This window comes from Xanthobacter sp. 126, assembly GCF_000526175.1.
GTDB lineage: Bacteria > Pseudomonadota > Alphaproteobacteria > Rhizobiales > Xanthobacteraceae > Xanthobacter > Xanthobacter aminoxidans.
In genome coordinates this window covers 4,137,192-4,159,912 of record NZ_JAFO01000001.1, presented here as the reverse complement: position 1 = coordinate 4,159,912, position 22,721 = coordinate 4,137,192, and the positions used below count along the sequence as shown (strand labels likewise).

The window sequence follows — 22,721 nt, the reverse complement described above, 5'->3', positions numbered from 1 at the left end:
AGGAATCTGAAATGAAGGTCAGCCGCGAGCAGATGGCGGAGAACCGCCGCCGCATCCTCGAAGCCGCCAGCTTGCTGTTTCGCGACCGGGGGTTCGACGCGGTCAGCGTTGCCGAGGTGATGAAGGCCGCCGGGCTCACCCATGGCGGCTTCTATGGGCATTTCAGTTCAAAGGACGATCTGGTCGCGCAGACGCTGGCCCATGTCCTCGCGGCGGGCTCAGACGAAAACGGCGATTTCAGCCATTATCTGAGCACCTATCTGTCGCCACGCCATCGTGACAATCCGGCCGCGGGTTGCCCCACGGCGGGCCTTGCCGCCGCCATACGCCACCAGACCCCAGCGGCACGCGCGGCGATGACGGAAGGGCTTCGCTCGCAGATCGCCCGTATCGAGACGGCGCTCCCGCAGGCGCATCCGGCAGACCGGCGCCGCACCGCGATTGGAAGCTGGGCGGCTATGGTGGGCGCCGTCATCCTCGCCCGCGCCATTGATGACCCCGCTCTTTCGGACGAGATCCTGGCGCAAACGCGCGCCTGGATCGAAGCGGGGATCACGGACGGGTCAGCCTTGTAGTTCCGAGGCCTGCGAACGGTGTTGGATCGCATCCTCGGCTGGCAGTAGACCACCCAGCAATTTGACATGGACTTCGAAGCGGAGGTTTCGAAGGTACCTTTTGGTCAGCTCCACCCTTTGGCAATTCATCGGGGAGATATGTCCGCTGCTCGTTTGAAGTCCCCAATAGCGGCCAGTCTGCCACCGGCCCCATACCGGCCGTTCGTCCTCACCGCAGCGAACTTCTGCTTACGGCGCTCCCGAGGCAGTGACAGCCTCGCTCCCTCACGCGTCAATCCGGCGGGATACCATCCACCGGAGCGAGACGCTCTTCGGTATTCGGCCGGCGTTCCGACCGCATTGTCGAGAGTGAGAGGTTGGATCGGATTTCCGTGACGGGTTGAAGATCGGGAGAGAGGCTTCCGGCGCCCGTCACGGAGTTTGGTCCCATGACTGAGGTTCAGGTTCTAGAGACGAGCCGGGAAGTGGCAGGCGGATACAGGGTGGATGCGAACCGCGGCGGGGTGATCGGCCGCGTGTCCTCCGAGTGGTTCTCCCGCCCGGCGGACGAGCGCTACCTGTCCCTGTCTGAGCTCTATGGCGCGGTGCGCGGGCGGTCCGACCGGAGCCGGACGCGCACCGTGGAGAGCGCCGCCATCCGCGTCGAGGCGAGCCGGGAGGCTCCGGACCGGCTGACGCTCGCGCTGCCCGGGGCGGAGGCGCCTGTGGCCCCGACCCACTGGAGCTTCGGCCAGCTTGCGAGCCTCGTTGGGGCACCGGCCTCCTATCTGCGTCAGCTCCCAGCACCGTTGGCCGGCATCAACCTGCAGCACGGCCTGCTGTCGCACCGCGCCGAGCAGGTGAAGACGCTGGAGGTGGAGGATGGCCGGGTCGAGCTTCGCGCCGTGACCGGTCCCGACTACGGCCGCATCTATGACCATCAGCTGGTGGACGCCGTGCGCCGCATTGCCGGCAATGGCACCGGCGACACCCGATGGAAGGTGCCAGGCGTACTCGACTGGTCGACCGGCATCTATAATCCCCGCGTCGACATCACCAAGGACACGACCACGCTCTACGCCTCGGACCGGGACGTCTTCCTGTTCCTGGTGGACGACCTCAACCCCATCGAGGCCGGTCGGCTGCCGGATGGCTCGCCCGACCTGTTCTTTCGGGGCTTCTATTGCTGGAACTCGGAGGTGGGGGCGAAGACGCTCGGCATCGCCAGCTTCTATCTGCGGGCCGTCTGCCAGAACCGCAACCTCTGGGGCGTGGAGGATTTCGAGGAGATCACCATCCGCCACTCGAAATACGCCGCCTCGCGCTTCGCCCATCAGGCCGCGCCGGCCCTGGAGCGCTTTGCCAATTCCTCGCCCCTGCCCTTCGTCAACGGTATCAGGGCGGCCCGCGAGCGCATCGTGGCGCGTAGCGACGAGGACCGCTCCGAGTTCCTGCGCCGCAAGGGGTTTTCCAAGGCGGAGACGCAGAAGGTGATCGACACTGTGCTCGCCGAGGAGGGCCGGAAACCCGAGAGCATCTTCGACTTCGTGCAGGGCATCACCGCCGTGGCCCGGGACAAGCCGCACCAAGATGCCCGCCTCGATCTGGAGGCCCGGGCAAAGAAGCTCCTCGACCGGGCCGCCTGAGATCCGCAAAGCCGGAGATGCGGATCGTCGTCTCTCCCGCTTTGTGTCGTTTCAGCTTTCCGGATCGTGGGCTTTACGGCGCCGTCCTCCAGAGGGAGAGGGCGGCGCCGTGCTTAGTGACGGGTTGGAGGTCAGAGAAAGGTTCTCCGGCCGCCCGTCGCGGAGAAATACCCATGGCCACGGCTGTTCAGAAGATCACCCTTTCGTCCTCGCGGGACATCCCCTTCAACAAGCTGGTGCTCAGCCAGTCCAACGTTCGCCGGGTGAAGGCGGGCATTTCCATCGAGGAACTCGCCGAGGACATCGCCCGACGCGGTCTGCTCCAGGGCCTCAACGTCCGCGCCGTGGTCGATGCCGATGGCGTCGAGACCGGCATGTACGAGATCCCCGCCGGCGGGCGGCGCTATCGGGCGCTGGAGCTTCTGGTGAAGCGCAAGCGCCTCGCCCGGACCGCGCCAGTGCCCTGCATCGTCCGCGAGGGCGGCATCGCCGAGGAGGATTCCCTGGCCGAGAACGTCCAGCGCGCACCGCTGCATCCCCTCGACCAGTTCCGCGCCTTCCTCGCCCTTCGGGAGAAGGGCCAGTCGGAGGAGGAGATCGCGGCGGCCTTCTTCGTCTCCGTCGCGGTCGTGAAGCAGCGGCTGAAGCTCGCCTCCCTTTCTCAAAAGCTGCTCGACACCTATGCCGAGGATGGCCTCAGCCTCGACCAGCTCATGGCATTCACCGTGTCGGGCGACCATGAGCGGCAGGAGCAGGTGCTGGAGCGTCTCGCCCAGACTTACGACAAGCAGCCCTATGCCATCCGGCGCATGCTGACCGAAGGCGCGGTTCGGGCCTGCGACAAGCGGGCCCGCTTCATCGGCATCGAAGCCTACGGGACGGCCGGCGGCACGGTGCTGCGCGACCTGTTCCAGAGTGATGATGGCGGTTGGCTGCAGGACGTAACCCTCGTCGACCGGATGGTGGCGGAGAAGCTTGCCGCTGATGCCGAGGCGATCCGGAGTGAAGGCTGGAAGTGGATCGAGGTGGCGCCGGACTTCGCCTATGGCCACACTTACGGCCTGCGCCAGTTGCGGGGCGAGCCCGCGTCGGTGACCGAGGAGGAGGAGGCTGCACGAGAGACCGCCCAGGCGGAATACGATCGTCTGTCCGACCAACATGCCGATGCCGACGATCTGCCGGAGGAGGTGGATGCACGGCTCGGCGAGCTTGAAGCGATGCTGGAGGCCTTCGAGACGCGGCCCCTTGCGTTCGATCCGGCGGAGGTGGCCGCGCCGGCGCCTTCGTCAGCATCGCCCAGGACGGCAAGCTCCGGGTGGAGCGGGGTTATGTCCGCCCGGAGGACGAGGTGCCGGTCGAAGAGGAGCATGCCACTTCCACCGAGACCGATGATGCAGACCATGTGGCATCGACTTCTCTCCAGCAGGCGGCCACACCCGATGCCCCTGCTGAGCCCGAGGAGGAGGACGGCCTCACTCCGATCTCCGACCGGTTGCTCACGGAGCTGACGACCCATCGGACCCTCGGCCTGCGCCATGCGCTGGGCGAACAGCCCGACATCGCATTCCTCGCGGCGGTCCACGCCCTGACGCTGAAGGCCTTCTACGCCTATGGCTCGGATAGCTGCCTCGAGCTCGATCTCAAGAGCGTGTCGTTCAACGCCCAAGCACCGGGCCTCAACGGCAGCGTCTCGGCTGAGGCCATCCGCGTCCGGCACGAGAGCTGGGCGAAGGCGTTGCCCAAGGAGCCGGGTGCGCTCTGGGACATGGCCGACCTCCGGTCGTTCGCCCGCGACCTCATGGGACAGATGGAGAAGGACCTCGGCACGCGGCTCGACTGGGTCGGCGTCGACCACTGGAACACCGACAATCCCCACCTGCATATCCTGGTGCAGGGCCGGACCTATGACGGCCAGGACCTCGTCATCTCCCGCGACTACATCAAGGAGGGCATGCGCGCTCGCGCGCAGGATCTGGTCACGCAGGAGCTGGGCCCACGCGCCGACCTCGACATCCACCGCGCCGTCGAGCGACAGGTGGAGGCGGAGGGCTGGACCCAGCTCGATCGCCAGTTGGTTCGCGATCAGCGCGAGGCGGGCGTCATCGACGTGGCGCATAACGCCGATGGCGGGCCGGACGCCTTCCTCCCTCTGAAGGTCGGCCGGCTGCGCAAACTCGAGGCCCTCGGGCTCGCCGATGAGATCGGCCCCGGCCAGTGGGTGATCGACGAGAAGGCCGAGGCGACGCTGCGTGCCCTTGGCGAACGCGGCGACATCATCAAGCGGATGCACCGCGCCCTCACGGCACAGGGGATCGAGCGCGGAACAGCGAGCTATGTGCTCGCGGGAGAGAGCCTGGCCGCGCCCATCATCGGCCGCCTCATTGACCGCGGTCTCGATGACGAACTGAAGGGCACGGCCTATGCCGTGGTGGACGGCGTCGACGGCCGCACCCATCACATCCGGCTGCCCGACCTCGATGCGGCCAGTGACGGCGCGTCCGGCGCCATCGTGGAGCTCCGGCGGTTCGAGGACGGGCGCGGCCAGCAGCGGGTCGCCCTGGCCGTCCGCTCCGATCTCGCCATCGAACAACAGGTCACAGCTTCGGGCGCCACCTGGCTCGACCGGCAGGCGCTCAGCCGCGCGCCGACATCGCTCTCCGAAGGCGGCTTCGGCGCCGAGGTGTGTGAGGCTATGGATCGCCGGGCCGACCATCTGGTCCGGGAGGGGCTGGCTGAGCGGCAGGGCCAGCGCGTCACCTTCGCCCGTGACCTGATCGAGACAATGCGCCGGCGAGAGGTCGACACGTTGGGCGAGAAAATCGCTGTCGAGAGCGGCTTGCCGTTCCGGCGGTCTGGAAACGGAGAGTATGTCTCCGGCACCTACCGTCGGCGTATGGCGCTCGCCTCCGGCCGCTTCGCCATGCTGGACGACGGCCTCGGCTTCCAGCTCGTGCCCTGGTCACCCTCCCTGGAGAAGCAACTCGGCAAGCACATCTCCGGCGTCGCCCGCACCGACGGCGGCATCGACTGGTCCTTCGGCCGCAAGCGCGGCCTCAGTCTCTGACCTCATCCCTCACCGGAGCGCCGCATGTCCGCGACCAAGATCCTTTGGGGCCAGATCCTCCTCGTCCTCGCCATCGTGCTGGCCACCACCTGGGGCGCCACACAGTTCGTGGCGTGGCGGCTGGGCTTCCAGGACCAGCTCGGCCCGCCCTGGTTCCTGCTGGGGCCCTGGCCCGTCTATCCCCCGCCGGCCTTCTTCTGGTGGTGGTATTTCTACGACGCCTATGCGCCGGCGGTCTTCACCGAGGGCGCGATCATCGCCGCCTCGGGTGGCTTCCTGTCCATCGCCGCCGCCATCAGCCTCTCGGTCTGGCGGGCGCGGGAGGCAAGACGCGTCGAGACCTATGGTTCCGCCCGCTGGGCCGAGCCGGAGGAGATCAGCGCGGCGGGGCTGCTCGGGCCCGACGGCGTGGTGTTGGGGCGCCATGGTCGGGACTATCTGCGCCATGATGGTCCCGAGCATGTCCTGTGCTTCGCCCCGACCCGGTCCGGCAAGGGCGTGGGCCTCGTCGTGCCCTCCCTGCTCACCTGGCCGGGCTCGGCCATCGTCCACGATATCAAGGGCGAGAACTGGCAGCTTACCGCCGGCTTCCGGGCCCGGCACGGGCGTGTGCTGCTGTTTGACCCCACCAACGTCCACTCATCCGCCTACAATCCCCTCTTGGAGGTCCGCCGCGGGGAATGGGAGGTCCGCGACGTCCAGAACATCGCCGACATCCTCGTGGACCCCGAGGGCTCGCTGGAAAAGCGCAACCACTGGGAGAAGACCAGCCACGCTCTCCTCGTCGGCGCCATCCTTCACGTCCTCTATGCCGAGCGGGACAAGACGCTGGCCGGTGTCGCCGCTTTCCTCTCCGATCCCCGGCGGCCCATCGAGACGACCCTCGCCGCCATGATGGCGACGGCTCACCTCGGAGAGGAGGGTCCTCATCCCGTAATCGCCAGCGCCGCCCGCGAGCTCCTCAACAAATCCGAGAACGAACGGTCCGGCGTGCTCTCCACCGCCATGTCCTTCCTCGGGCTCTACCGTGATCCCGTGGTGGCAGAGGTGACGCGGCGCTGTGACTGGCGCATCACCGATCTCGTTTCAGGGATCCAGCCGACCACGCTCTACCTCGTTGTGCCGCCCTCGGACATCAATCGCACCAAGCCGCTCATCCGACTGATCCTCAACCAGGTCGGGCGCCGCCTCACGGAAGACCTGCAGGCGAAGGCCGGCCGGCCTCGCCTCCTGCTCATGCTGGACGAGTTCCCCGCGCTCGGGAGGCTCGACTTCTTCGAGAGCGCGCTCGCCTTCATGGCGGGCTATGGGCTCAAGAGCTTCCTCATCGCTCAATCCCTCAACCAGATCGAGAAGGCTTACGGTCCGAACAACTCCATCCTCGACAACTGCCACGTGCGGGTGAGCTTCGCCACCAATGACGAGCGCACCGCCAAACGCGTCTCCGACGCCCTTGGTACCGCCACCGAGATGAAGGCCATGAAGAACTATGCCGGGCACCGGCTCTCCCCGTGGCTCGGTCACCTCATGGTCTCGCGCTCGGAGACGGCGCGCCCGCTTCTGACGCCGGGCGAGGTGATGCAGCTTCCGCCTGCGGACGAGATCGTCATGGTCGCTGGCACGCCGCCCATCCGGGCGAAGAAGGCGCGCTACTACGAGGATGAGCGGTTTCGGGAACGGTTGCTGTACCCGCCAGAGCTCTTGGTCCCTCGCGATCGCCAGCCCGACGACTGGAGCGTCTTTCCGCTGCCGGTGCCGTCACAGCTCAACCTGATAGTCGAGGGAAGCGACGACGAGGACACTACGGGTTCGGAGCAACGGCGCCAGCCGGAGCTGGCGCGGGTGGAGACGGTGGAGGCCCCTGCGCACCCCCGCAACGAGTTCGAGATCGATCTGGTCGATGACAGCGAGGACGATGTGGCCCAGGCCAGTCGCATGACCCGTGTCATGCAGGGCGTCGCGCGTCAGGTCGCGCTCGATCCCAACGATGGAATGGAGCTGTGACGGCGATGGCCCCTCGCAAGAAGAAGGCGCAGATCTCGGTCTATCTGGATCCGACGACGATGGGGCTGCTGGCCGACTATGCCGCGCGGCGGGATCAGCCCCAGTCCCTGATCGCGGAGGCCGCCATCGCGTCGTTCTTGTCGCCCGACGCGGCCGAGCAACGGGAAGCTGCCGTCGCCAAACGCCTCGACCAGTTGGACCGACGGACGGCTCGACTGGAGCGGGACCTCGGCATTGCCGTTGAGACGCTGGCGGTATTCGTGCGGTTCTGGTTGGCCACCACTCCCACCGTGGCGGAGCCGGCGGCCCAGGCGGCCCGAGCCAAGGCGGCGGAGCGGTACGAAGCGTTTGTCGCGGCGCTGGGGCGGCGGCTCGCGAAGGGGCCGAGGCTGGCGCAGGAGATTGCAGAGGAGGGCTGACGTGCTGCCAGTGCCTTAAGAAAAGGGGCTTTCGCGCCAGGAGGAGACATTGGCTCTCGTTCGCAGGGCCGACCTTGGGCGCGATCCGCTCGCCACGACGGCGTTCCGAACAAAGCCGTTGGGGGCGATCCTAGCCGAACCTTTCTCCGATCCGAAAGGGTCTGTGTGGAAGCGAAGGCAGGGTATCGCCAACGCAACGCTTATCGGAAGTGCCGCCGTCGTTCGGTCACAGCTGGTGCCATCCCCGGCATTGCAAACGCCAGAACAGGATTGCGAAGACCGGCGTTCCCAGAAGGCTAGTCAGCAGGCCAATGGGGATCTCGCTTGCCAGGGCCGAACGGGCGAGGTCGTCCATGGCCAAGAGATAGAGGCCTCCAAGGAGAGCCGACGCTGGCAGGAGCCGGCTATGGTCTGGCCCCACCATTACCCGCGCCAGGTGCGGCACGATGAGCCCGACCCAGCCCACCCCGCCGCTGACCGAGACCTGCGCCGCCACGATCAGCGTCACCAGCCCCATGATGGCCCAGCGCAGTGCCTCCACACGCACACCCAGGGCGCGGGCATCTGCTGTGCCCAACGCGAGCAGGTTGATGCGCCAGCGCAGGAGTAGCAATGGTGCGCCGCCCGCCAGCAGCGCTGCGGCCGCAACTGCGGCTTTGTCGTAGGTGGCGCCCACGAAGCTGCCGAGCAGCCAGAAGACGATGGACGGCAATTGCGTCGTCGGATCCGCCACCAGTTCCAATAGGCCGACCACGGCGGAGCAGAAGCCTCCCACGATGACGCCGGACAGGACGAGGGCGAGAGTGCCCTCGCGCCCAGCGAGTGTGGCCAGTGCAAAGGCACAGGCGAGCGCGAGAAGCCCGCCGCAGAATGCCAGCCCGACCACACCGAATACCGATACGCCGAACATGAGGGCCGCGACTCCGCCAAGCGCCGCCCCGGAGGTGACGCCGGTCACTTCCGGCCCCACCAGCGGATTGCGGAACACCCCCTGCATCGCCGCACCAGACAAGGCGAGTCCCATGCCGCATAGGGTCACCAGTAGCACCCGTGGCAGCCGCACCAGCTCCACGGCAATGAAGGCCTTGTCCGCATAGGTGCCGCTCGCGCCGAACGGATTCGTCGTTGCTAGCAGCCGCAACACCTCCCATAGGCCAAGGGGATAGCGACCCATCGTGAGCGACGCGGCCATGGTGAGCGCGAGCGCGAGGCCGAGCACCGGCAAAAGAGGAAAGTTGCGGCCGGCCCACGCGCCCGAGGCGCGAGCAGCGGTTGCTTTGCCCACGCTCATGACCCGACGCGGGGCTTGCCGGTCCCCTTCGCCTTCGCTTTTTCGCCACCGGGGAGGGCCCGCTTGGATGGCGCCTTGCGGGCTGTCGTCTCGGGCGCGGCAAGCGGTTCGGGAGGAGAGGGCGGAAAGACCCGCATGTCCTGGGGAACGGGATAGGGGACGTCCGGGGTTTCGCCGAGCAGGCTTTCCATCCGCCTCAGGTCGTCGGAGAAGACATTGTAGAATTTCTGCTCCATAGCACGAAAATAATTCACAAGCTCCACTCCGCGCGGGGTCAATACAGCGCCGCCCCCGTGTCGGCCACGTTTTACGACAACCAGTTCATCAAATTCAGAATTGATGGTTTGGACCACGTTCCACACGTGCCGGTATGTCAGGCCCAGTTCCTGGGCTGCGCTGGTGAGGGAGCCGAACCGGCTGATGGCCTCCATGATGGCCACACGGCCGGGGCCGATGGCGCCACCGTTCGAGCGATTGAAATGGAGTTTCAGAAACAGCCAGGCGGCCATGCAAGCGTCCGCAATTCGAAAAATGTACTCGGCTTATAGCAGACGAACCGGCGACTGTCTGCCTGTCAATGACGTCAAGCCATTGCTGCTATGGGAGAACATGGAGGAATTCGGGGCATTCCCGATTGTGCGGCAGTCCGGACCGCGCCTCAAAGATGTAGTTGACTTCATGTAAGGGCTGGCATATCTACGCTATATCCACTCGTACATAGCTGAGGGGCGATCGACAGATGAAACAGGGCGCAACGCTGGCCCCCACCCCGGGGCAGGAGCATCTGCGCGTGTGTATTCTCACCGAAATACGGCGGGCAGCTCGTTCGTCTGCGCGGCCCGTCAGGTCAAAGTATATAATTAAGTTATAATATATAAAATAAGTATAAAAATAATCGTAACCTCATTATTTTCTGCGGGGGTTTCGTAATGATGTCTGTTGTCTCGCGGGCCGGGCGGCCCGGCCTGACCGTGGTCGGCGGCAGGGTGTCTGGCAATCATCACCTGGTGCGGGCCCTCGGCCTGTGCGTGTCCATGCTGGCCTTGTGCGCGAGCGAGCGGGCGCGGGCCCAGAGCGTATCGCTGCCGCCCGTCGAGGTCTCATCCGACAAAGATGGCGCGGAGGAAGGGAGTGAAGCCGCCGGCTATCGTCCCTCCACTGTCTCGGGCGTCGGACCGCTCGGAACCATGAACATACTGGATGTTCCCTATTCGGTGAACGTCGTGTCGAGCGCGCTGCTGGAGAATACACTGGCATCTTCTGCGGATGATTTCTATCAGATCAATCCCCAGATCCAGCCCTATACGACCAGCACGCGAGGCTTCTCGCCCAACATGGTCATCCGTGGCTTCACCCTCATCAACGGCTACGGCACGGCGCTCGATGGCATGCGCCTGCAGAACCTTTATGTGGAGCCCATCGAGGACAAGGCGCGCATCGAGACCTTCACCGGGCTCACAAGCTTCCTGTTTGGCCCGGCCAATGTGGGCGGCCTCGTGAACTATGTCTATAAGCGCCCGACGGAAGAAACCATCGCCAGCGTGGAGGCTGGCAATTATGGTGGCGGATCGGGCTTTATTCACGGTGATTTCGGCGGCAAGGTCGATTCCCAGGGCGTATTGACCTACCGGCTCAATATACTCGGCCAGGACGGGGATACATCGGTCGATCAGCAGAGCGTGTCGCGGGACCTTCTCACCGCGGCGTTCACCTACAAGCCGATCGATACTTTTGAGCTGATGGTGCTCGCTTCCCATTCCGACCAGAAGGTGACCGGTACGGACGCCTTCTGGAGCTTCGCCACCAATGAGGATGGCTCAAGCGCCGTGCGTCACCCCTCTGCGCCGGATGCCTCGCTGAACTGGGGCCAGCCCTGGAGCGGATACTGGGCCCAGCAGAACCGTGTCGGCGCGGAATCGAAATGGGACCTGAACGACATCTTCACCGTGCGCGCCGCGGCCTATAATTCGGATGTGGCGACGCGCAACAACATCTACACGGTGAACCTCGTTACCGACAATTCCGGTCTTTACTACCAGATTGCCGGAAAGAACACCAATTTCTACTACAACGGAAATACGGCCTACACCCTGGTCGATGCCAAGTTCGATACTTGGGGTTGGCAGCACAAGGTCACCACCGGCTTCTACGGCAACGAGCTCACCACCAGCCAGGCCCCGACCAGCTACGCCAGTTCCATCTATTCCGATTTCAACTTCGCCCTGCCTACCTATGAGGCGGAACCGCTCTTCTATCCCTCCAATGTCGGGCCGATACAGAAAAAAAGCTACAGCAGCAACGCGAATTTCGTCATCGGGGACGACCTCAAGTTCAACGATTGCTGGTCCGCGCTCGTGGGGCTAAATTATTCCACGATCACTGGAATCAACTACAATACGACCACCGGAATCGAGACCAGTTCCTTCAGCCAGGGCCATCTTTCGCCCAGTGCGTCGCTGACCTTCAGGCCCTATTCCTGGCTCTCCACTTATGTCACCTACAGCCAGTCCCTCCAGGGGGGCGGGGTGGTCACCAATTGGGGCAGCACGGTCTATACCAATGCCGGCCAGGTCCTGTCCCCTTATGTGGGCACGTCCTACGAGGCGGGCATCAAGGCCAATATCGGCCAGACCCTGCTGACGCTTTCCGTGTTCAAGATCGATCAGGCCCTGCAATACAGCCAGTATAATTCGGACGGAACCTATACGCTGGTGCAGAGCGGGCGGCAGACCAGCCCAGGCATCGAGATGACAGCCACGGGCACGGTGTTCGAGGGCTTCCGCGTGTATGGCGGCCTGACCCTGCTCGATGCGCAGGTGGAGCAGGGCCCGTCCTCCGACACGACGGTCTCGATCAACGGGCTGCGCCCGCAGAACGTGGCCAACATCCTCGCCAAGATAACAGCGGAATACGACGTGCCGCAGGTGGAGGGACTGACCCTGACGGGCGGGCTCTATTATACTGGCGACCAGGCGGTGGACATTCTCAATACGGAATTCCTGCCCGGCGTCGTCACCGCCAATCTCGGCTTCCGCCTGCGTCGGCACATCACCAACACCAGCGACTTCGTGATGCGCTTCGACGTGAAGAACATCACCAACGAAAGCTACTGGCTGAACTCCTATTATCTCGGCCAGCCGCGCACCTTCGCCTTCTCGGCGCAGGTCACCTATTGAGCAGGCAGGCCATGGGCGAGCGAGTGGCATTCTCCTCCTTGCACATCCACTGCAAGCTCGTGGCCTGCGCCCATGCCTGCCGCTATTGCTCCATGGGCAAGAAGACGCTGTCCGCGCTGGAGCCGGAGCGCCTGCATGCCCTTCTCGCTCGCTTCCTTGAGTGGGAGGCCCAAGGCGGCCTGCGCATTGGCTATGTGGTGAATTACACGGACAATTTCGATCGCAGGACGCTGGAACTGCTGCACGATCTGGCCCGGCGCTTCCCCCGCACGTACGAGCCCTTGCGACGCATGTCCCTGGGCGGGCAGCCCCTGCGCACGGACCAGGAGCTGAAGACCTGGCTTGCCGAGCGACGCGCGTTCGGTTGCATTTCCGCCCACGGCTCCCTCGCCGGCACGGGACCAGTGCATGACCATTGGAACGGGCAGAAGGGCAATTTCGATCTCATCCTGCGCACCCTGCGCATGGCGGGGGAAATGGGCTTCGCGCTCGGGGCCCGGCTGTTCGTGGCCCGCAGCACGCTAACGACACTGAAGGATCTGAACGACCTTCTCGACACTTTGCCGATGCACCCGGGAAACTGGCGCTACGCCATGCCATTTTTCTACGCCGGATGGGCGGCCCAGTTGGAGGAGGAGCGCATTGACGAGGCGGTGCGCGACAGTCTGCCGGACTGGCTGCTCGCACTCATGGGCGCGTGTATCTCCACCGGGGAAGGGTGCCGCTCGGAGCGCGAATGGATCGAGCTGCTGCGCATGGCGCCGGACACGCCGGAGCGCGGGCTGGTGCTGAACGTGAACGCGCAGAATATCGCTATGCTGGAACAGAAATGCTTCGAGGAGATCGTCTCCGATCTGGCTGTACGCACGCAAGCTGCCTATGCGGCGATCCCCTCGGCCGCGGAGCTTTGCGAGCGCTACGGTGATCGCAGCGGCACCAAGGTCTATGGCCTCGCCCGCTGCCTGGAGATGAAATGGCTGGATCGGCATCTGGCCGACCATCCCATGCCGTTCGAGCGCGCGCTCACGCATCTCACCCTCAGCTGATGGGCGGAGGCTGTTCGGCATGAGCATCCGGGAAGCGCTGGCGGGCAAAGGTGTGGTGCTGGCACTTACAGGCTTCTGTGCCTTCAGCTTTGCCCTCGCGTGGCATCCGCCGCGGGCGGCGCCGTTGGCGACGGTAGAGGCGGGCCCAGCGCAGCGCCTCATCGCCTATGCGCCCGTGGTGGAGGCGGTGACGACACTGGATGATGGTCCCGCCCGGATCGTCGCGGCTCCGTCCTATTTGCGGGACCAGGCGAAGGGGCACCCGCTGATCCGCGTCTTCCCACAGATGGCGACGCTTGGCACCACGGGGGCGGTCCCGGTACCCGATCCCGAGGAGGTGATGCGGCGGGATGCGGATGCAGTGGTGGTGGCTGAGGGGCTGAAGGGCAATCTGGTGGAAATCGGCTATCCCCGCATCGTCGCCATTCCCGGCTGGCGGGGCGACATGCGCGCGGAGGCGCGGGCCACCTGGCTGCAGCTGGCCGACGTGCTGGGGCGCGACGCGCGGGCGAACGCACTGCTCGCGGCGGAAGAGGCCGATGCGCAATCTGTCCGCCGCCGGGAAGGGGCGGCGCTGGAGGTCATGGTGCTTATTCCCATCGCCGGGGAGTGGCGGGTGGGCGGGCGGAGGCTCTATCTCAATGCCTTGCTGCGGCAGCTCGGCGCGCGCAATGTGGCGGAGGACCTGCCGCTCAATTCATCCGCCGACATCGAGCAGGTGCTGATGCGCGATCCGCAGGTGATCCTGCTGCTGGCCGGCCCCGGCATGCCCGCGCCACCGGATCTGTACCGCGATCCGCGCTGGCAGGGCGTGCGCGCGGTGCGCAGGCGGCGGGTCTATCTGATGCCTGCCAACACCACCTTCAATGCACCGGTGGATGCGTCGCTGTTCGCCGCATGGCTGGAAGAGGTCTTGTTCCCGGTCCCCGGGCCGGCGCGCACGCCAGCGCTTTATGCGGCGACCTATGCGCGCGCCTTCGGCCGCACGCTTGGCGCGGAGGATGTGCGCTTCGCCCTGAAATGGCAAGAGAATGCTGGTTCGGCCTTCTATGACCGGTTCAATACCGCCGAGGTGGAGAAGCCTGCGCCATGACGCCGGGCATCTGCCTTGATCGCCTGGGCTATGCCTATCGGCCTGGGCACTGGATCGTGCGCGGGGTCTCCGCCTCCGTCGCGGGCGGGCGGGTGCTGGGGGTGCTGGGCCCCAACGGGCGGGGCAAGACCACCTTGCTGAAGCTCCTCGTGGGGGCGCTGGCGCCCACCGAAGGGCGGATCGCCACCACCGGGGAGGTGGCCTTCGTGCCGCAACTGTTCGACACCGCCTTCAGCTTCAGCGCGGTGGAGATGGTGGTAATGGGGCGGGCGCGGCGCATCGGCCTGTTCGCCCAGCCGTCGCAGCACGATATGGAGCGGGCCTATGCGGCGCTCGACCGCTTCGGCCTTGCCGAGGTGGCGGAGCGCCCTTTCGATACCCTGTCCGGCGGCCAGCGCCAGCTCGTCATCCTGGCCCGGGCCCTGGCGGCAGAGGCGCGCATCCTCGTGCTGGATGAACCAACCTCAGCCCTCGATCTCGCCAATCAGGAACAGGTGCTGAGCTGGCTTCGCACGATCGCCGATGTGGATGGCCTGACCGTGGTGTTCACCACTCACGATCCGCAACATGCCTTCAGCGTCGCCGACGATGCCCTCATCCTGTACAGCGGCGAGGAGCATGCCATTGGGCCGGCACCATCGGTTCTGAACGAGGACAATCTCACCCGCCTCTACGGCACGCCGATTCGTCGGGTCAGCTTCGAACATGCCGGCCGGATGGCCGAAGTGTTGACACCGGTCGGACGGTTCGTAGGACCGCAGTGAGCGGCCCCCGCGAGAGAAAGCGTCTGCGCTGTGCCCTCGCCGGGGGGCGCCTTTTGGCGTGGGGCACGAGCTGGTCTTGTCAGCGCCACAAGCTAACACTGCGATGGACGACGAAAGCCGACACTCAGCCATCCGTCATCTAGGGTCGAGACTCGATCAGAGCCAGAGTGCCTGATCCGCCGGTCACCCGTCCTAGACCTGCGGCGGGCGGCAAGGTTTGCTGCCCCTCGTTCAAATCACTGCGAAAACCGGCTCCGGAGCACCTGCACCGGAACCGGAGTGACCGGGATGCCTGATCCCTTGCGTGGGGACCTCTGCCGGGCTCAGCTCCAGGCGTGGAGCGGAGGCTTTACCTCATTGAGGAAGTAATTGCCGAGAATGGCGTATTTCCACCGGACCGGATCGTGGAGCGTGTGGACGCGGGCGTTGCGCCAGTGCCGGTCCAGATTGTGCTCCGACAGCGTCGAGCGCGTGCCGGCGAGCTCGAACAGCTTGTTCGTGGCTTCGATGGCGATTTCCGTTGAGAGGATCTTCGCCTCTGCCCGTCACGATCTGGGCGTGGGCCACGGTCTCTGGCGTCGGGTTGGCCACCGCTGCGTCCACGGCAAGGCCGGCCTTCTCCTGCAGGGCTTCGGCGGCATGCAGGCGCAGCGTCAGCGCGCCCACGGCCTGGATGGTGTAAGGGTCCTGCCATGCGTGGTCGAGGCCGCTGTCCACCCAGGGGCGGGTCCGGGTCTTGACGAAGCGCACGATCTCATCGACGGCCGCCTTGGCGATGCCGTTGTCGACGCCCACCTGGATGATCTGGAAGTTAGCGCCGTCGGCGGAAGGCGTCTCATAGCCCTTGTAGCCGGGCACGAGATGGGTTTTCGGCACCTTCACGTCGTCGAGGATCACCGTGCCCGAGAGGGTGGTGCGCTGGCCGAAGGAACTCCAGTCGTCGATCACCGTGAGGCCCGGAGCGCTCCGGTCGGCGATGGCGTACCAGGCGCGACCTTCATCATCCAGGGCGACGATGGGCACCTTGTGGGCGAGGAGCGCGCCGGTGGCGTAGAACTTTCGCCCCTTCACGATCACATGGTCGCCAGCATCCACGAAGCGGGTCTCGAAATCCACCGCACGCTTCGAGCCGAATTCGGAGAAGGCGTTGCCATAGCGGGTGCCGGCCAGCACCTCGGCGAACAGGAGCGCCTTCTGCGCCTCGTTCGAGACGGTGCGGATGGCGGCGACCACGCCGAGATGGTTCTGGGAGATCTGCCCCACCGAGGAGTCGGCGGCGGAGATGATCTCCACCACGCGCACCAGCGTGGCGTAGGACACCTCGGGTCCGCCGTAGGCCTTCGGCACGTTGATGGACCACAGCCCGCTCTGGGAGAAGGCGTCGAGCTCGGCGAGCGGCCAGGTCCGGTCGCGGTCACGCGCGGCGGCGCCCGCGGCGATGCCGGGGGCGAGCGCCTCGGCGACGGCGATCGCCTCCGCATCGTCCTTCAGCACCCGTGCCGGCGTGCTCGGGCGAGGCACGGCGGGCACCGCCTTGGCTGCGGTGCTGGTGTCGATCTTCGGGATGGTCATGTGCGTCCTCCTTCATGGAACATGGGGGGGCACACGGCGTGGGGCGTGCCCTCGCCGAGGTAGAAGGCCTTGATATCCGCGCGGTTGCGCAGCTCCGCCGCGGTTCCTTCCAGCACCGCCACGCCGTTCTCCAACACCGTGGCGGTGTCGGCATAGGTGAGTGCGACAGTGGACTTCTGCTCGGCCACGAGGATCGACAGATGCTCCTGCGCGTTGAGCTGCTTCAGCGTTTGGAAGATGTCCCGGACTACGAGGGGCGCGAGCCCCATGGACGGCTCGTCGAGCACGATCAGGCGAGGCCGGGCCATCAACGCCCGCCCGATGGCGAGCATCTGCTGCTCGCCGCCCGAGGTGAGACCGGCAGGCGCGGAAGGACCACGGGCCAGGACAGGAACTCTACGCCACGGACGTCAAAGCCACGCCGGACGGGTTGGCCAGCCTGCCGAAGGATTACACCGGCATCCCCAAGCTCGGGCCACCGCTGCCCGGCGACCTCGGTCGGCCGATCCTCAATGCCCAGACCGCAGCGCAGCCGCCGATCCCGTCGATGGGAGGCATGCCCAATCCCGCTCTGAGTCCCGAAGAGCAGCGCCAGCAGCAGGAGACGGAGGCGGCAAGGACCGGACGGCTATTCGCCCAGACCAACACGCGGCCGGCGAGCCCTGTCGGGGCGCAACAGGTGAGCGCGGCGTCGGTTACAACGGCGGCACCTGTCCCGGATCTGACTTCCGTTGGTCTTGCCCCGCCGGCGGCGACCCCGACGGCCCAGGAGCGGCAGCTCACCTTCCTCAGCCAGGCGGTGGACCGACGCACCGTGTCCCTCGACCGCGTGGCGGCTCCAGCCTCGGCCAACATCCTGCAGGCTGGCGCCGTCATCCCTGCAGCGCTGATCACCGGCATCCGCTCCGATCTGCCGGGACAGATCACCGCCCAGGTCACCGAGAATGTCCACGACAGCCCGACCGGCCGGATCCTTCTGATCCCTCAAGGCACCCGCATCATCGGCCAGTATGACAATGGCGTAGGCTTCGGACAGCGCCGGGTGCTCCTGGTCTGGAACCGGCTGATCTTCCCCAATGGCCGCTCCATCGTGCTGGAGCGCCAGCCTGGAGCCGACGCCGAGGGCTACGCCGGCCTTGAGGATGGCGTCGACTATCACTGGGGCGAGCTGTTCAAGGCGGCTGTGCTCTCCACCATCCTGAGCGTTGGCGCGAGCGCAGGCACGTCAGGCAGCGACAGTGACCTCGCCAGCGCCTTGCGCCAAGGCGCTTCCGACAGCATCAGCCAGACCGGACGCCAGATCGTCCAGCGCCAGCTCAATATCGCCCCGACGCTGACCATCCGGCCGGGATACCCGGTGCGGGTGATTGTGACACGGGATCTCGTATTCCGTTAACGGAATACGAGATCATATTCCGAGTCCCGGACTATTCCGAGCGGATCAGTCTGAAGGGTCGTAAATCCATGAATATAATCGGTTTTATCTTGAGTCATTATCGGCATAACTTTCTCTCCTATAGTCGGTTGAGGAAGGCCAGAAGCTTATCGTCGGGCTTGAACTTGCCCGGCTTGCTGTCGAACGGGATCGTCTTGGCGAGGATCTTTTCTTTCAGCGCCAGATCGGCGTCGAGATAGATCTGGGTGGTTTCGATGGACTCGTGCCCCAGCCACAGCGCGATGACGGTCTGCTCTACGCCGGCGTGGAGAAGGTCCATTGCCGTCGTATGGCGAAGGCAGTGGAAGGTGACGTGCTTCTGCTTGAGCGATGGGCAGGCGTCGCCGGCCACCGTGACGTGCTTTTTCAGGAGGCTGGCCACAGCGTCCGGGCTGAGACGGCCGCCCCGCGCGCTCGGGAAGATCACCTCGTCCGGGGCGGGTTTCAGTTCGTCGAGCCAGGCTTTGAGGACATCGGCGACCGGCTTGCAGAGCGGGACGGTGCGCTGCTTGCGGCCCTTGCCGAGGATTTCGACGTGAGCGCCCGTGCCGAACGTCACGTCCGGACGCCGGAGGCCCGTCGCTTCCGACAGGCGCAGGCCGGTTTGCAGGGTCGTCAGCAGCAGCGCATGATCCCGGCGGCCGGTCCAGGTAGTCTTGTCCACCGCCGCGAGCAGCGCATCGACCTCGGGGCGCGTCAGGAAGTCGATCAGCTTTCGGTCGAACCGCTTGGCCGGTGTCGCGAGTATGCGCTGTATCTGCGCGCTGTGCGTCGGCATCTCATAGGCCGCGAAGCGGAAGAACGACCGGATCGCGGTGAGACGCAGATTACGGGTGCGGACGGTCACGCCCCGTTCTTTCTCCAGATCGCTCAGGAAGGCGGCGATGAGCGGGGCATCGAGCTTCTCGAACGCCAGCTTGTCGGGGGTGGTGCGGAGGCGCTTTTGCGCGAAGCGCAGCAGCAACCTGAACGTATCGCGATACGAGCTGATCGTGTTGGGGCTGACCCGTTTCTCCTGCATCAGGCGCTGGGTGAAGAACCGCTGAAGCAGCGTTGGGAAGGTTGGGACGGCGGGCCTCATGCGGAGGCCTCCCAGCGATGCTGAAGCCGCGCCACCGCCTCCGTCATCAGTCCCGGATTCTGGTGCAGATACCAATATGTGTAGGTGAGATGGGTGTGCCCCAGATAGGTGGACAGCGCCGGCAAGCGGCGCTCGGGGTCCGCGCCGGTGCTGTAGCATCGCCGCAGGACCTCCACCGCCATCGTATGCCGCAGGTCGTGCAGTCGCGGCCCGGCGGGGTCCGAGGCGCTGCGCATGCCGAGCCTTCTGGTCAGTCGCCGGAACGCGCGGTCCAGCGCGGTGTGGCCAACGCGGTGCCCGTAGGTCGATATGAAGAAGGGTTTGACGATCCTGCCGGCCAGGAAGGCGTCGCGCTCATCCCGGTAGCGTTGCAGGGCGACGCGGGTTGTCTCGTGAACGGGTGCCAGGCGGGATTTACCGAACTTGGTGTTGCGGATGGTGATGACGCCCTGGTCGAGATCCACATCGTCGAGATCGAGCCTGAGGACTTCGCCGACGCGCATGCCGGTCACGCTGATGAGGCCATAGATCGTATAGCGCCCCAGGCAGTAGAACCGGGTCGCTCCGCCCCATTGTCGCAAACTCCCCGCCAGGATGCGCTTTATCTCCTCGGCGCTGAAGATATGGGGCTGGAAGGTGAACCGTCGGCGCGGCAGCAGGTCGGTGGCGGGTATTTCGGTCCGCGGATCGCTCAGGATGCGGTAGCGCGCGAAGCTGCGCACGGCGCGCAGCCGACCGGCAAGATAGTTCGCATCGGTCGAAGCCGGCTGGCGCGCCCACTGCACCGCCAGCTTCGCCTTGATGTAGGTGGCATGGCGTCGCTCCATGAAGCCCGCAAAGTCCCCAAGGTAAAGCTCGTCCTTCTTCAGCCGGAAGCCAAGGGAACGGCGAAGCTCCAGATATTCGGCGACGCCTTCGCGCAGGGTGGTCATGGCAACTCTCCCGGCCACGGCAGGGCGACGGCGCGCAAGCCGTCCAGATCGACCTTCGCGTATCGACGGGTGGCCTGGGCGCTGCGATGCCGGAGCATCTGGCCGATCTCCGTCAACGACAGTCCCTGCCGCAGCATGTCCACGGCAAGCGCATGGCGAAGCTGATGCGCCCCCGTGTTCTTCCCCTTGATCCCGGCGCGGTTGATCGCGCGGTGGACGATCTGGCAGATGTCGCCGTGCGACCCCAAGCCATCAAAGGGCGCCCGCGAGCGCAGGAAGATCCTGCGGCTCGGCGATTCCGGACGCCCGTCCTTCAGGTAGGATGCAATCGCCTGACCGACGTCGTGCGGCAGAGGCATCGGCCGTTCCTGGCGGCCTTTGCCATGCACCCTCAGCCAGCCCTGCGACCAATCGATATCCTCCAGTTCGAGTCGGACGATTTCCAACGCGCGCAGTCCGAGCCGAGCAAGCAGCAGCAGAATGGCTCGATTGCGCAGCCCCACCGGCGTGCGCCATGTCTTGCTCCCGTCCAAAAGCCGGCGAACGCTATCGACCGGCATCGCTCTGGGGATCGACGCCATCGACCATCCGGCGACGCTGGGAACGACCGCCGCAAGATCCGTCTGGATGTAGTCGCGGAAGCGCGCGAAGCGGAAGAAGGAACGCAGCGACGTGACGATGTTCTTGGCCTGCGAGAAGGTCTGGCCGCGCGGGGCGTTGCGCCGGATATAGTCGGTGATCTGGCTTGCGCTGATGCTGGCAAGATGCGGCTCGTCGGCGCCGCAGATGCTTGTCAGGAAGCGTTCTATATATCTGGTGTAGTTCTCCATCGTGGACGGGGCGAGGCCGCGCTCCTCCCGCAGCCACGCCGCGTATTCCCGCAATACCGCTTGGATCCCGGACGATCCGGTCGAAGCCGCAACGCTGGTTTCGATGACGCCCTGTTCTCGAAGCCAACCCGTGATGCCGCTCAGAGAGGCAGGATCGCCGCGCTTGGGGCATCGGCGCTCGGCGCTGTGGCGCAGGAACGCTTCCTCGTGTTCGCCCGTGATCTCGCGCGCAGCAATTCCTTCCTCGTCCAGCCACCGACTGAACTCGCTGATGGAAAAGGTCTTATGCCAATAGGATACCTGCGAATATCCGCGATCAGCGAGGTATTCGGAATATGGCTCGAAGTAAGGAGCCAGTGGACCCTCGACCCGGAGCCGAGAGCGCCTCTTTCGACAAGCTCTGTGCATAGGCCAAACCAGTGTCGGCCGATCCCAGTCGAACAAAACTATGCCGACCGACTTCGGCGATTTTACCATAGGAGAAGCCAATATGCATGCAGAACTCAGCATAGTTTCAAACTCGGAATATGATCTCGTTCTCGAACCTTATGGAGGCTGACATGCCGAAGCTGAAACTCTCCGAGGTGCTCGACGACAAGCCGGTGAAGGTGACCGTGGAGCTGCCGGCGAAGCTGCATCGGGATCTCGTTGCCTATGCGGGGGTGCTGGGCGAGGAAAAGGGAAACCCGATCACCAATCCGGTCCGGCTCATCGTGCCGATGCTTGAGCGATTCATCGCGACGGATCGTGGATTTGCGAAGGCTCGGCGCGCAGCGCCTCCTGATCTTGCGGACGGGCAATCGCTTGGTTCGCTTCCGAGGAGTGAGCCATCGTCCGGGCAAGGCTGAGGAGCGTTCGAAACGCGGGATTGTCGTTCATCGGCCTCCAGGCCGCATGAAATGAAACCACCTCGTCGTGCAGCGGGCGATAGGTCACCCCGGCGACCTTCACCAGGCGTTCCGATTCGATGATCAACGTCGTTCCGCGGCCGGACGCCACGAGATTGAGAAGCTTGTAGCGCCCGACCCCCTGCGCCTCGACACGGGCCTCTCCTTCGACCTCCCGGATTCGCCGGACAACATAGTCTTGAATCCGCGCGCCCGCTGGTGTGTTTCGGAGAAGGATTTTCTCAGCTCTGAGATCCCGCCATGTCAATGACTCTGAAGCAGCAAGCTGATGGCCTTCAGGCAATGCCACCAGCACCTGTTCCGACCAAAGGTAAGCTGAGTCGCACTCGCCAAAATCGCTCAACCCAATGACAAAGGCGATATCGATCTGAAATTGGCGAAGGGCATTGATGTGCTCATATGCTTCACCCTCGACGAAGTCGATGTGAACTGATCCATGTTTTGCATCATATGCTCGAAACAAGGCTGACAAAAATCCGGAGGAAAGGGACGAAAACAGCCCAATTTTGAGATATCCACCCTCCGCACGACCGATGGCGGCCACCTCTGCAGCCCCGTCCCGAATGTGGTCCAGGGCATGACGGGCACGATGAAGGAAGCGCTGGCCGGCCATCGTCAGGTTAATTCCCCCGGAGTGCCGCACGAACAGGGACGCGCCGATCTGGTCCTCGATGTCGCGGATCCGACGACTGACGGAAGATTCCTGCACCTTGAGTGCCGCGGCGGCTTTCCGAAAGCTTCCAGCATCTGCCGCGGCGATGAAATATCGGAGATGACGAATCTCGATCTCGATCGCTGACTTCTTCACGACGCCCCTCGAATTCAATCAAATAGATCCCTGACTATACCGTTCGAAGCATCTGTTGCAACCGTAGATTGTCAGTCGCGCCATATGAGGCCGACCCA

At 65.0% G+C, this 22,721-nt stretch carries 17 protein-coding genes and 3 pseudogenes; 12 read left to right on the top strand and 8 right to left on the bottom strand.

The genetic code is table 11. The features are described from left to right. Positions 1–11 precede the first annotated feature (11 nt). The 6 genes from XAN126_RS0119745 to XAN126_RS0119720 all read left to right on the top strand — a co-directional run bounded on the left by XAN126_RS0119745 (position 12) and on the right by XAN126_RS0119720 (position 7,687). A complete protein-coding gene (locus XAN126_RS0119745) occupies positions 12–575 on the top strand; it encodes a TetR/AcrR family transcriptional regulator (protein ID WP_024280290.1) in 564 nt (187 codons plus the stop codon). Between the two features lie 428 nt (positions 576–1,003). Beyond that, positions 1,004–2,200: a hypothetical protein gene (locus XAN126_RS0119740; RefSeq protein WP_024280289.1), complete on the top strand. Its 1,197-nt coding sequence runs from the start codon at positions 1,004–1,006 to the stop codon at positions 2,198–2,200. A gap of 173 nt (positions 2,201–2,373) precedes the next feature. Continuing rightward, positions 2,374–3,708 carry a ParB/RepB/Spo0J family partition protein gene (locus tag XAN126_RS28790; RefSeq protein WP_024280288.1) on the top strand — a complete coding sequence of 445 codons (1,335 nt, stop codon included), beginning with the start codon at positions 2,374–2,376 and terminating at the stop codon, positions 3,706–3,708. Next, positions 3,603–5,264, top strand: a complete 1,662-nt coding sequence (locus XAN126_RS28785) for a DUF3363 domain-containing protein (protein ID WP_245272299.1) — start codon at positions 3,603–3,605, stop codon at positions 5,262–5,264. The genes XAN126_RS28790 and XAN126_RS28785 overlap by 106 nt, the downstream gene beginning before the upstream one ends. A gap of 24 nt (positions 5,265–5,288) precedes the next feature. Beyond that, positions 5,289–7,268, top strand: coding sequence for a conjugal transfer protein TraG (locus XAN126_RS0119725; RefSeq protein ID WP_024280286.1), 1,980 nt, complete (start codon positions 5,289–5,291; stop codon positions 7,266–7,268). Positions 7,269–7,273: 5 nt separating this feature from the next. Then, positions 7,274–7,687, top strand: coding sequence for a hypothetical protein (locus XAN126_RS0119720; protein ID WP_029877467.1), 414 nt, complete (start codon positions 7,274–7,276; stop codon positions 7,685–7,687). A gap of 226 nt (positions 7,688–7,913) precedes the next feature. Here the strand turns inward: XAN126_RS0119720 and XAN126_RS0119715 are convergent, their stop codons facing one another. Both XAN126_RS0119715 and XAN126_RS27315 read right to left on the bottom strand, forming a co-directional pair. Then, positions 7,914–8,978, bottom strand: coding sequence for an iron ABC transporter permease (locus tag XAN126_RS0119715; RefSeq protein WP_024280285.1), 1,065 nt, complete (start codon positions 8,976–8,978; stop codon positions 7,914–7,916). After that, complete coding sequence (locus tag XAN126_RS27315) at positions 8,975–9,487, bottom strand: LysR family transcriptional regulator (RefSeq protein WP_024280284.1); 513 nt, start codon at positions 9,485–9,487, stop codon at positions 8,975–8,977. The genes XAN126_RS0119715 and XAN126_RS27315 overlap by 4 nt, the downstream gene beginning before the upstream one ends. 420 nt (positions 9,488–9,907) lie before the next feature. Here XAN126_RS27315 and XAN126_RS0119705 point away from each other — a divergent pair, with 420 nt between their 5' ends. The 4 genes from XAN126_RS0119705 to XAN126_RS0119690 are packed head-to-tail and all read left to right on the top strand — an operon-like array spanning position 9,908 to position 15,057. Next, positions 9,908–12,154, top strand: coding sequence for a TonB-dependent receptor (locus XAN126_RS0119705; protein ID WP_024280283.1), 2,247 nt, complete (start codon positions 9,908–9,910; stop codon positions 12,152–12,154). A gap of 23 nt (positions 12,155–12,177) precedes the next feature. After that, positions 12,178–13,200 carry a hypothetical protein gene (locus XAN126_RS0119700; protein WP_245272298.1) on the top strand — a complete coding sequence of 341 codons (1,023 nt, stop codon included), beginning with the start codon at positions 12,178–12,180 and terminating at the stop codon, positions 13,198–13,200. 19 nt (positions 13,201–13,219) lie between these two features. Continuing rightward, positions 13,220–14,293, top strand: a complete 1,074-nt coding sequence (locus XAN126_RS0119695; RefSeq protein WP_024280281.1) for an ABC transporter substrate-binding protein — start codon at positions 13,220–13,222, stop codon at positions 14,291–14,293. Further along, complete coding sequence (locus XAN126_RS0119690; RefSeq protein ID WP_024280280.1) at positions 14,290–15,057, top strand: ABC transporter ATP-binding protein; 768 nt, start codon at positions 14,290–14,292, stop codon at positions 15,055–15,057. Before XAN126_RS0119695 ends, XAN126_RS0119690 begins: the two co-directional genes overlap by 4 nt. 323 nt (positions 15,058–15,380) lie before the next feature. On the opposite strand, the pseudogene XAN126_RS26560 reads toward XAN126_RS0119690, so the two are convergent. Together XAN126_RS26560 and XAN126_RS0119680 are read right to left on the bottom strand one after the other, a co-directional pair. After that, a pseudogene (locus tag XAN126_RS26560) lies at positions 15,381–16,629 on the bottom strand (SfnB family sulfur acquisition oxidoreductase). Next, positions 16,626–16,991: pseudogene (locus XAN126_RS0119680) on the bottom strand (ATP-binding cassette domain-containing protein); the annotation flags it as partial. The pseudogenes XAN126_RS26560 and XAN126_RS0119680, both read right to left, overlap by 4 nt. Positions 16,992–17,011: 20 nt before the next feature. Here XAN126_RS0119680 and XAN126_RS0119675 point away from each other — a divergent pair. After that, positions 17,012–18,025 (top strand): annotated as a pseudogene (locus tag XAN126_RS0119675) (TrbI/VirB10 family protein); the annotation flags it as partial. 118 nt (positions 18,026–18,143) lie between these two features. Here XAN126_RS0119675 and XAN126_RS0119670 read toward each other — a convergent pair. From XAN126_RS0119670 to XAN126_RS26555, 3 genes are read right to left on the bottom strand one after another with little or no spacing between them, the layout of a single operon-like run. Next, the gene (locus tag XAN126_RS0119670) at positions 18,144–19,145 is read right to left on the bottom strand and encodes a tyrosine-type recombinase/integrase (protein ID WP_024280277.1); all 1,002 of its coding nucleotides are present in this window, start codon (positions 19,143–19,145) and stop codon (positions 18,144–18,146) included. Beyond that, positions 19,142–20,077, bottom strand: a complete 936-nt coding sequence (locus XAN126_RS0119665) for a tyrosine-type recombinase/integrase (RefSeq protein ID WP_024280276.1) — start codon at positions 20,075–20,077, stop codon at positions 19,142–19,144. The genes XAN126_RS0119670 and XAN126_RS0119665 overlap by 4 nt, the downstream gene beginning before the upstream one ends. Further along, complete coding sequence (locus XAN126_RS26555) at positions 20,074–21,384, bottom strand: tyrosine-type recombinase/integrase (RefSeq protein ID WP_024280275.1); 1,311 nt, start codon at positions 21,382–21,384, stop codon at positions 20,074–20,076. Before XAN126_RS26555 ends, XAN126_RS0119665 begins: the two co-directional genes overlap by 4 nt. 83 nt (positions 21,385–21,467) lie before the next feature. Here XAN126_RS26555 and XAN126_RS27980 point away from each other — a divergent pair, with 83 nt between their 5' ends. Then, a complete protein-coding gene (locus tag XAN126_RS27980) occupies positions 21,468–21,755 on the top strand; it encodes a DUF2274 domain-containing protein (protein WP_081762860.1) in 288 nt (95 codons plus the stop codon). On the opposite strand, the gene XAN126_RS0119655 is transcribed toward XAN126_RS27980, so the two are convergent. After that, positions 21,640–22,623 (bottom strand): LysR substrate-binding domain-containing protein, encoded by a 984-nt coding sequence (locus tag XAN126_RS0119655; RefSeq protein WP_029877461.1) that lies wholly within the window; start codon positions 22,621–22,623, stop codon positions 21,640–21,642. The two genes, XAN126_RS27980 and XAN126_RS0119655, sit on opposite strands and share 116 nt — an antisense overlap. Between the last annotated feature and the right edge of the window lie 98 nt (positions 22,624–22,721).

Excerpts from the sequence above, each read along its gene's own strand:
- XAN126_RS0119745 (WP_024280290.1), top strand. The coding sequence starts at position 12 with ATGAAGGTCAGCCGCGAGCAGATGGCGGAGAACCGCCGCCGCATCCTC.
- XAN126_RS0119740 (WP_024280289.1), top strand. The coding sequence starts at position 1,004 with ATGACTGAGGTTCAGGTTCTAGAGACGAGCCGGGAAGTGGCAGGCGGA.
- XAN126_RS28790 (WP_024280288.1), top strand. The coding sequence starts at position 2,374 with ATGGCCACGGCTGTTCAGAAGATCACCCTTTCGTCCTCGCGGGACATC.
- XAN126_RS0119725 (WP_024280286.1), top strand. The coding sequence starts at position 5,289 with ATGTCCGCGACCAAGATCCTTTGGGGCCAGATCCTCCTCGTCCTCGCC.
- XAN126_RS0119720 (WP_029877467.1), top strand. The coding sequence starts at position 7,274 with ATGGCCCCTCGCAAGAAGAAGGCGCAGATCTCGGTCTATCTGGATCCG.
- XAN126_RS0119715 (WP_024280285.1), bottom strand. The coding sequence starts at position 8,978 with ATGAGCGTGGGCAAAGCAACCGCTGCTCGCGCCTCGGGCGCGTGGGCC.
- XAN126_RS27315 (WP_024280284.1), bottom strand. The coding sequence starts at position 9,487 with ATGGCCGCCTGGCTGTTTCTGAAACTCCATTTCAATCGCTCGAACGGT.
- XAN126_RS0119705 (WP_024280283.1), top strand. The coding sequence starts at position 9,908 with ATGATGTCTGTTGTCTCGCGGGCCGGGCGGCCCGGCCTGACCGTGGTC.
- XAN126_RS0119695 (WP_024280281.1), top strand. The coding sequence starts at position 13,220 with ATGAGCATCCGGGAAGCGCTGGCGGGCAAAGGTGTGGTGCTGGCACTT.
- XAN126_RS0119690 (WP_024280280.1), top strand. The coding sequence starts at position 14,290 with ATGACGCCGGGCATCTGCCTTGATCGCCTGGGCTATGCCTATCGGCCT.
- XAN126_RS0119670 (WP_024280277.1), bottom strand. The coding sequence starts at position 19,145 with ATGAGGCCCGCCGTCCCAACCTTCCCAACGCTGCTTCAGCGGTTCTTC.
- XAN126_RS0119665 (WP_024280276.1), bottom strand. The coding sequence starts at position 20,077 with ATGACCACCCTGCGCGAAGGCGTCGCCGAATATCTGGAGCTTCGCCGT.
- XAN126_RS26555 (WP_024280275.1), bottom strand. The coding sequence starts at position 21,384 with ATGGTAAAATCGCCGAAGTCGGTCGGCATAGTTTTGTTCGACTGGGAT.
- XAN126_RS27980 (WP_081762860.1), top strand. The coding sequence starts at position 21,468 with ATGCCGAAGCTGAAACTCTCCGAGGTGCTCGACGACAAGCCGGTGAAG.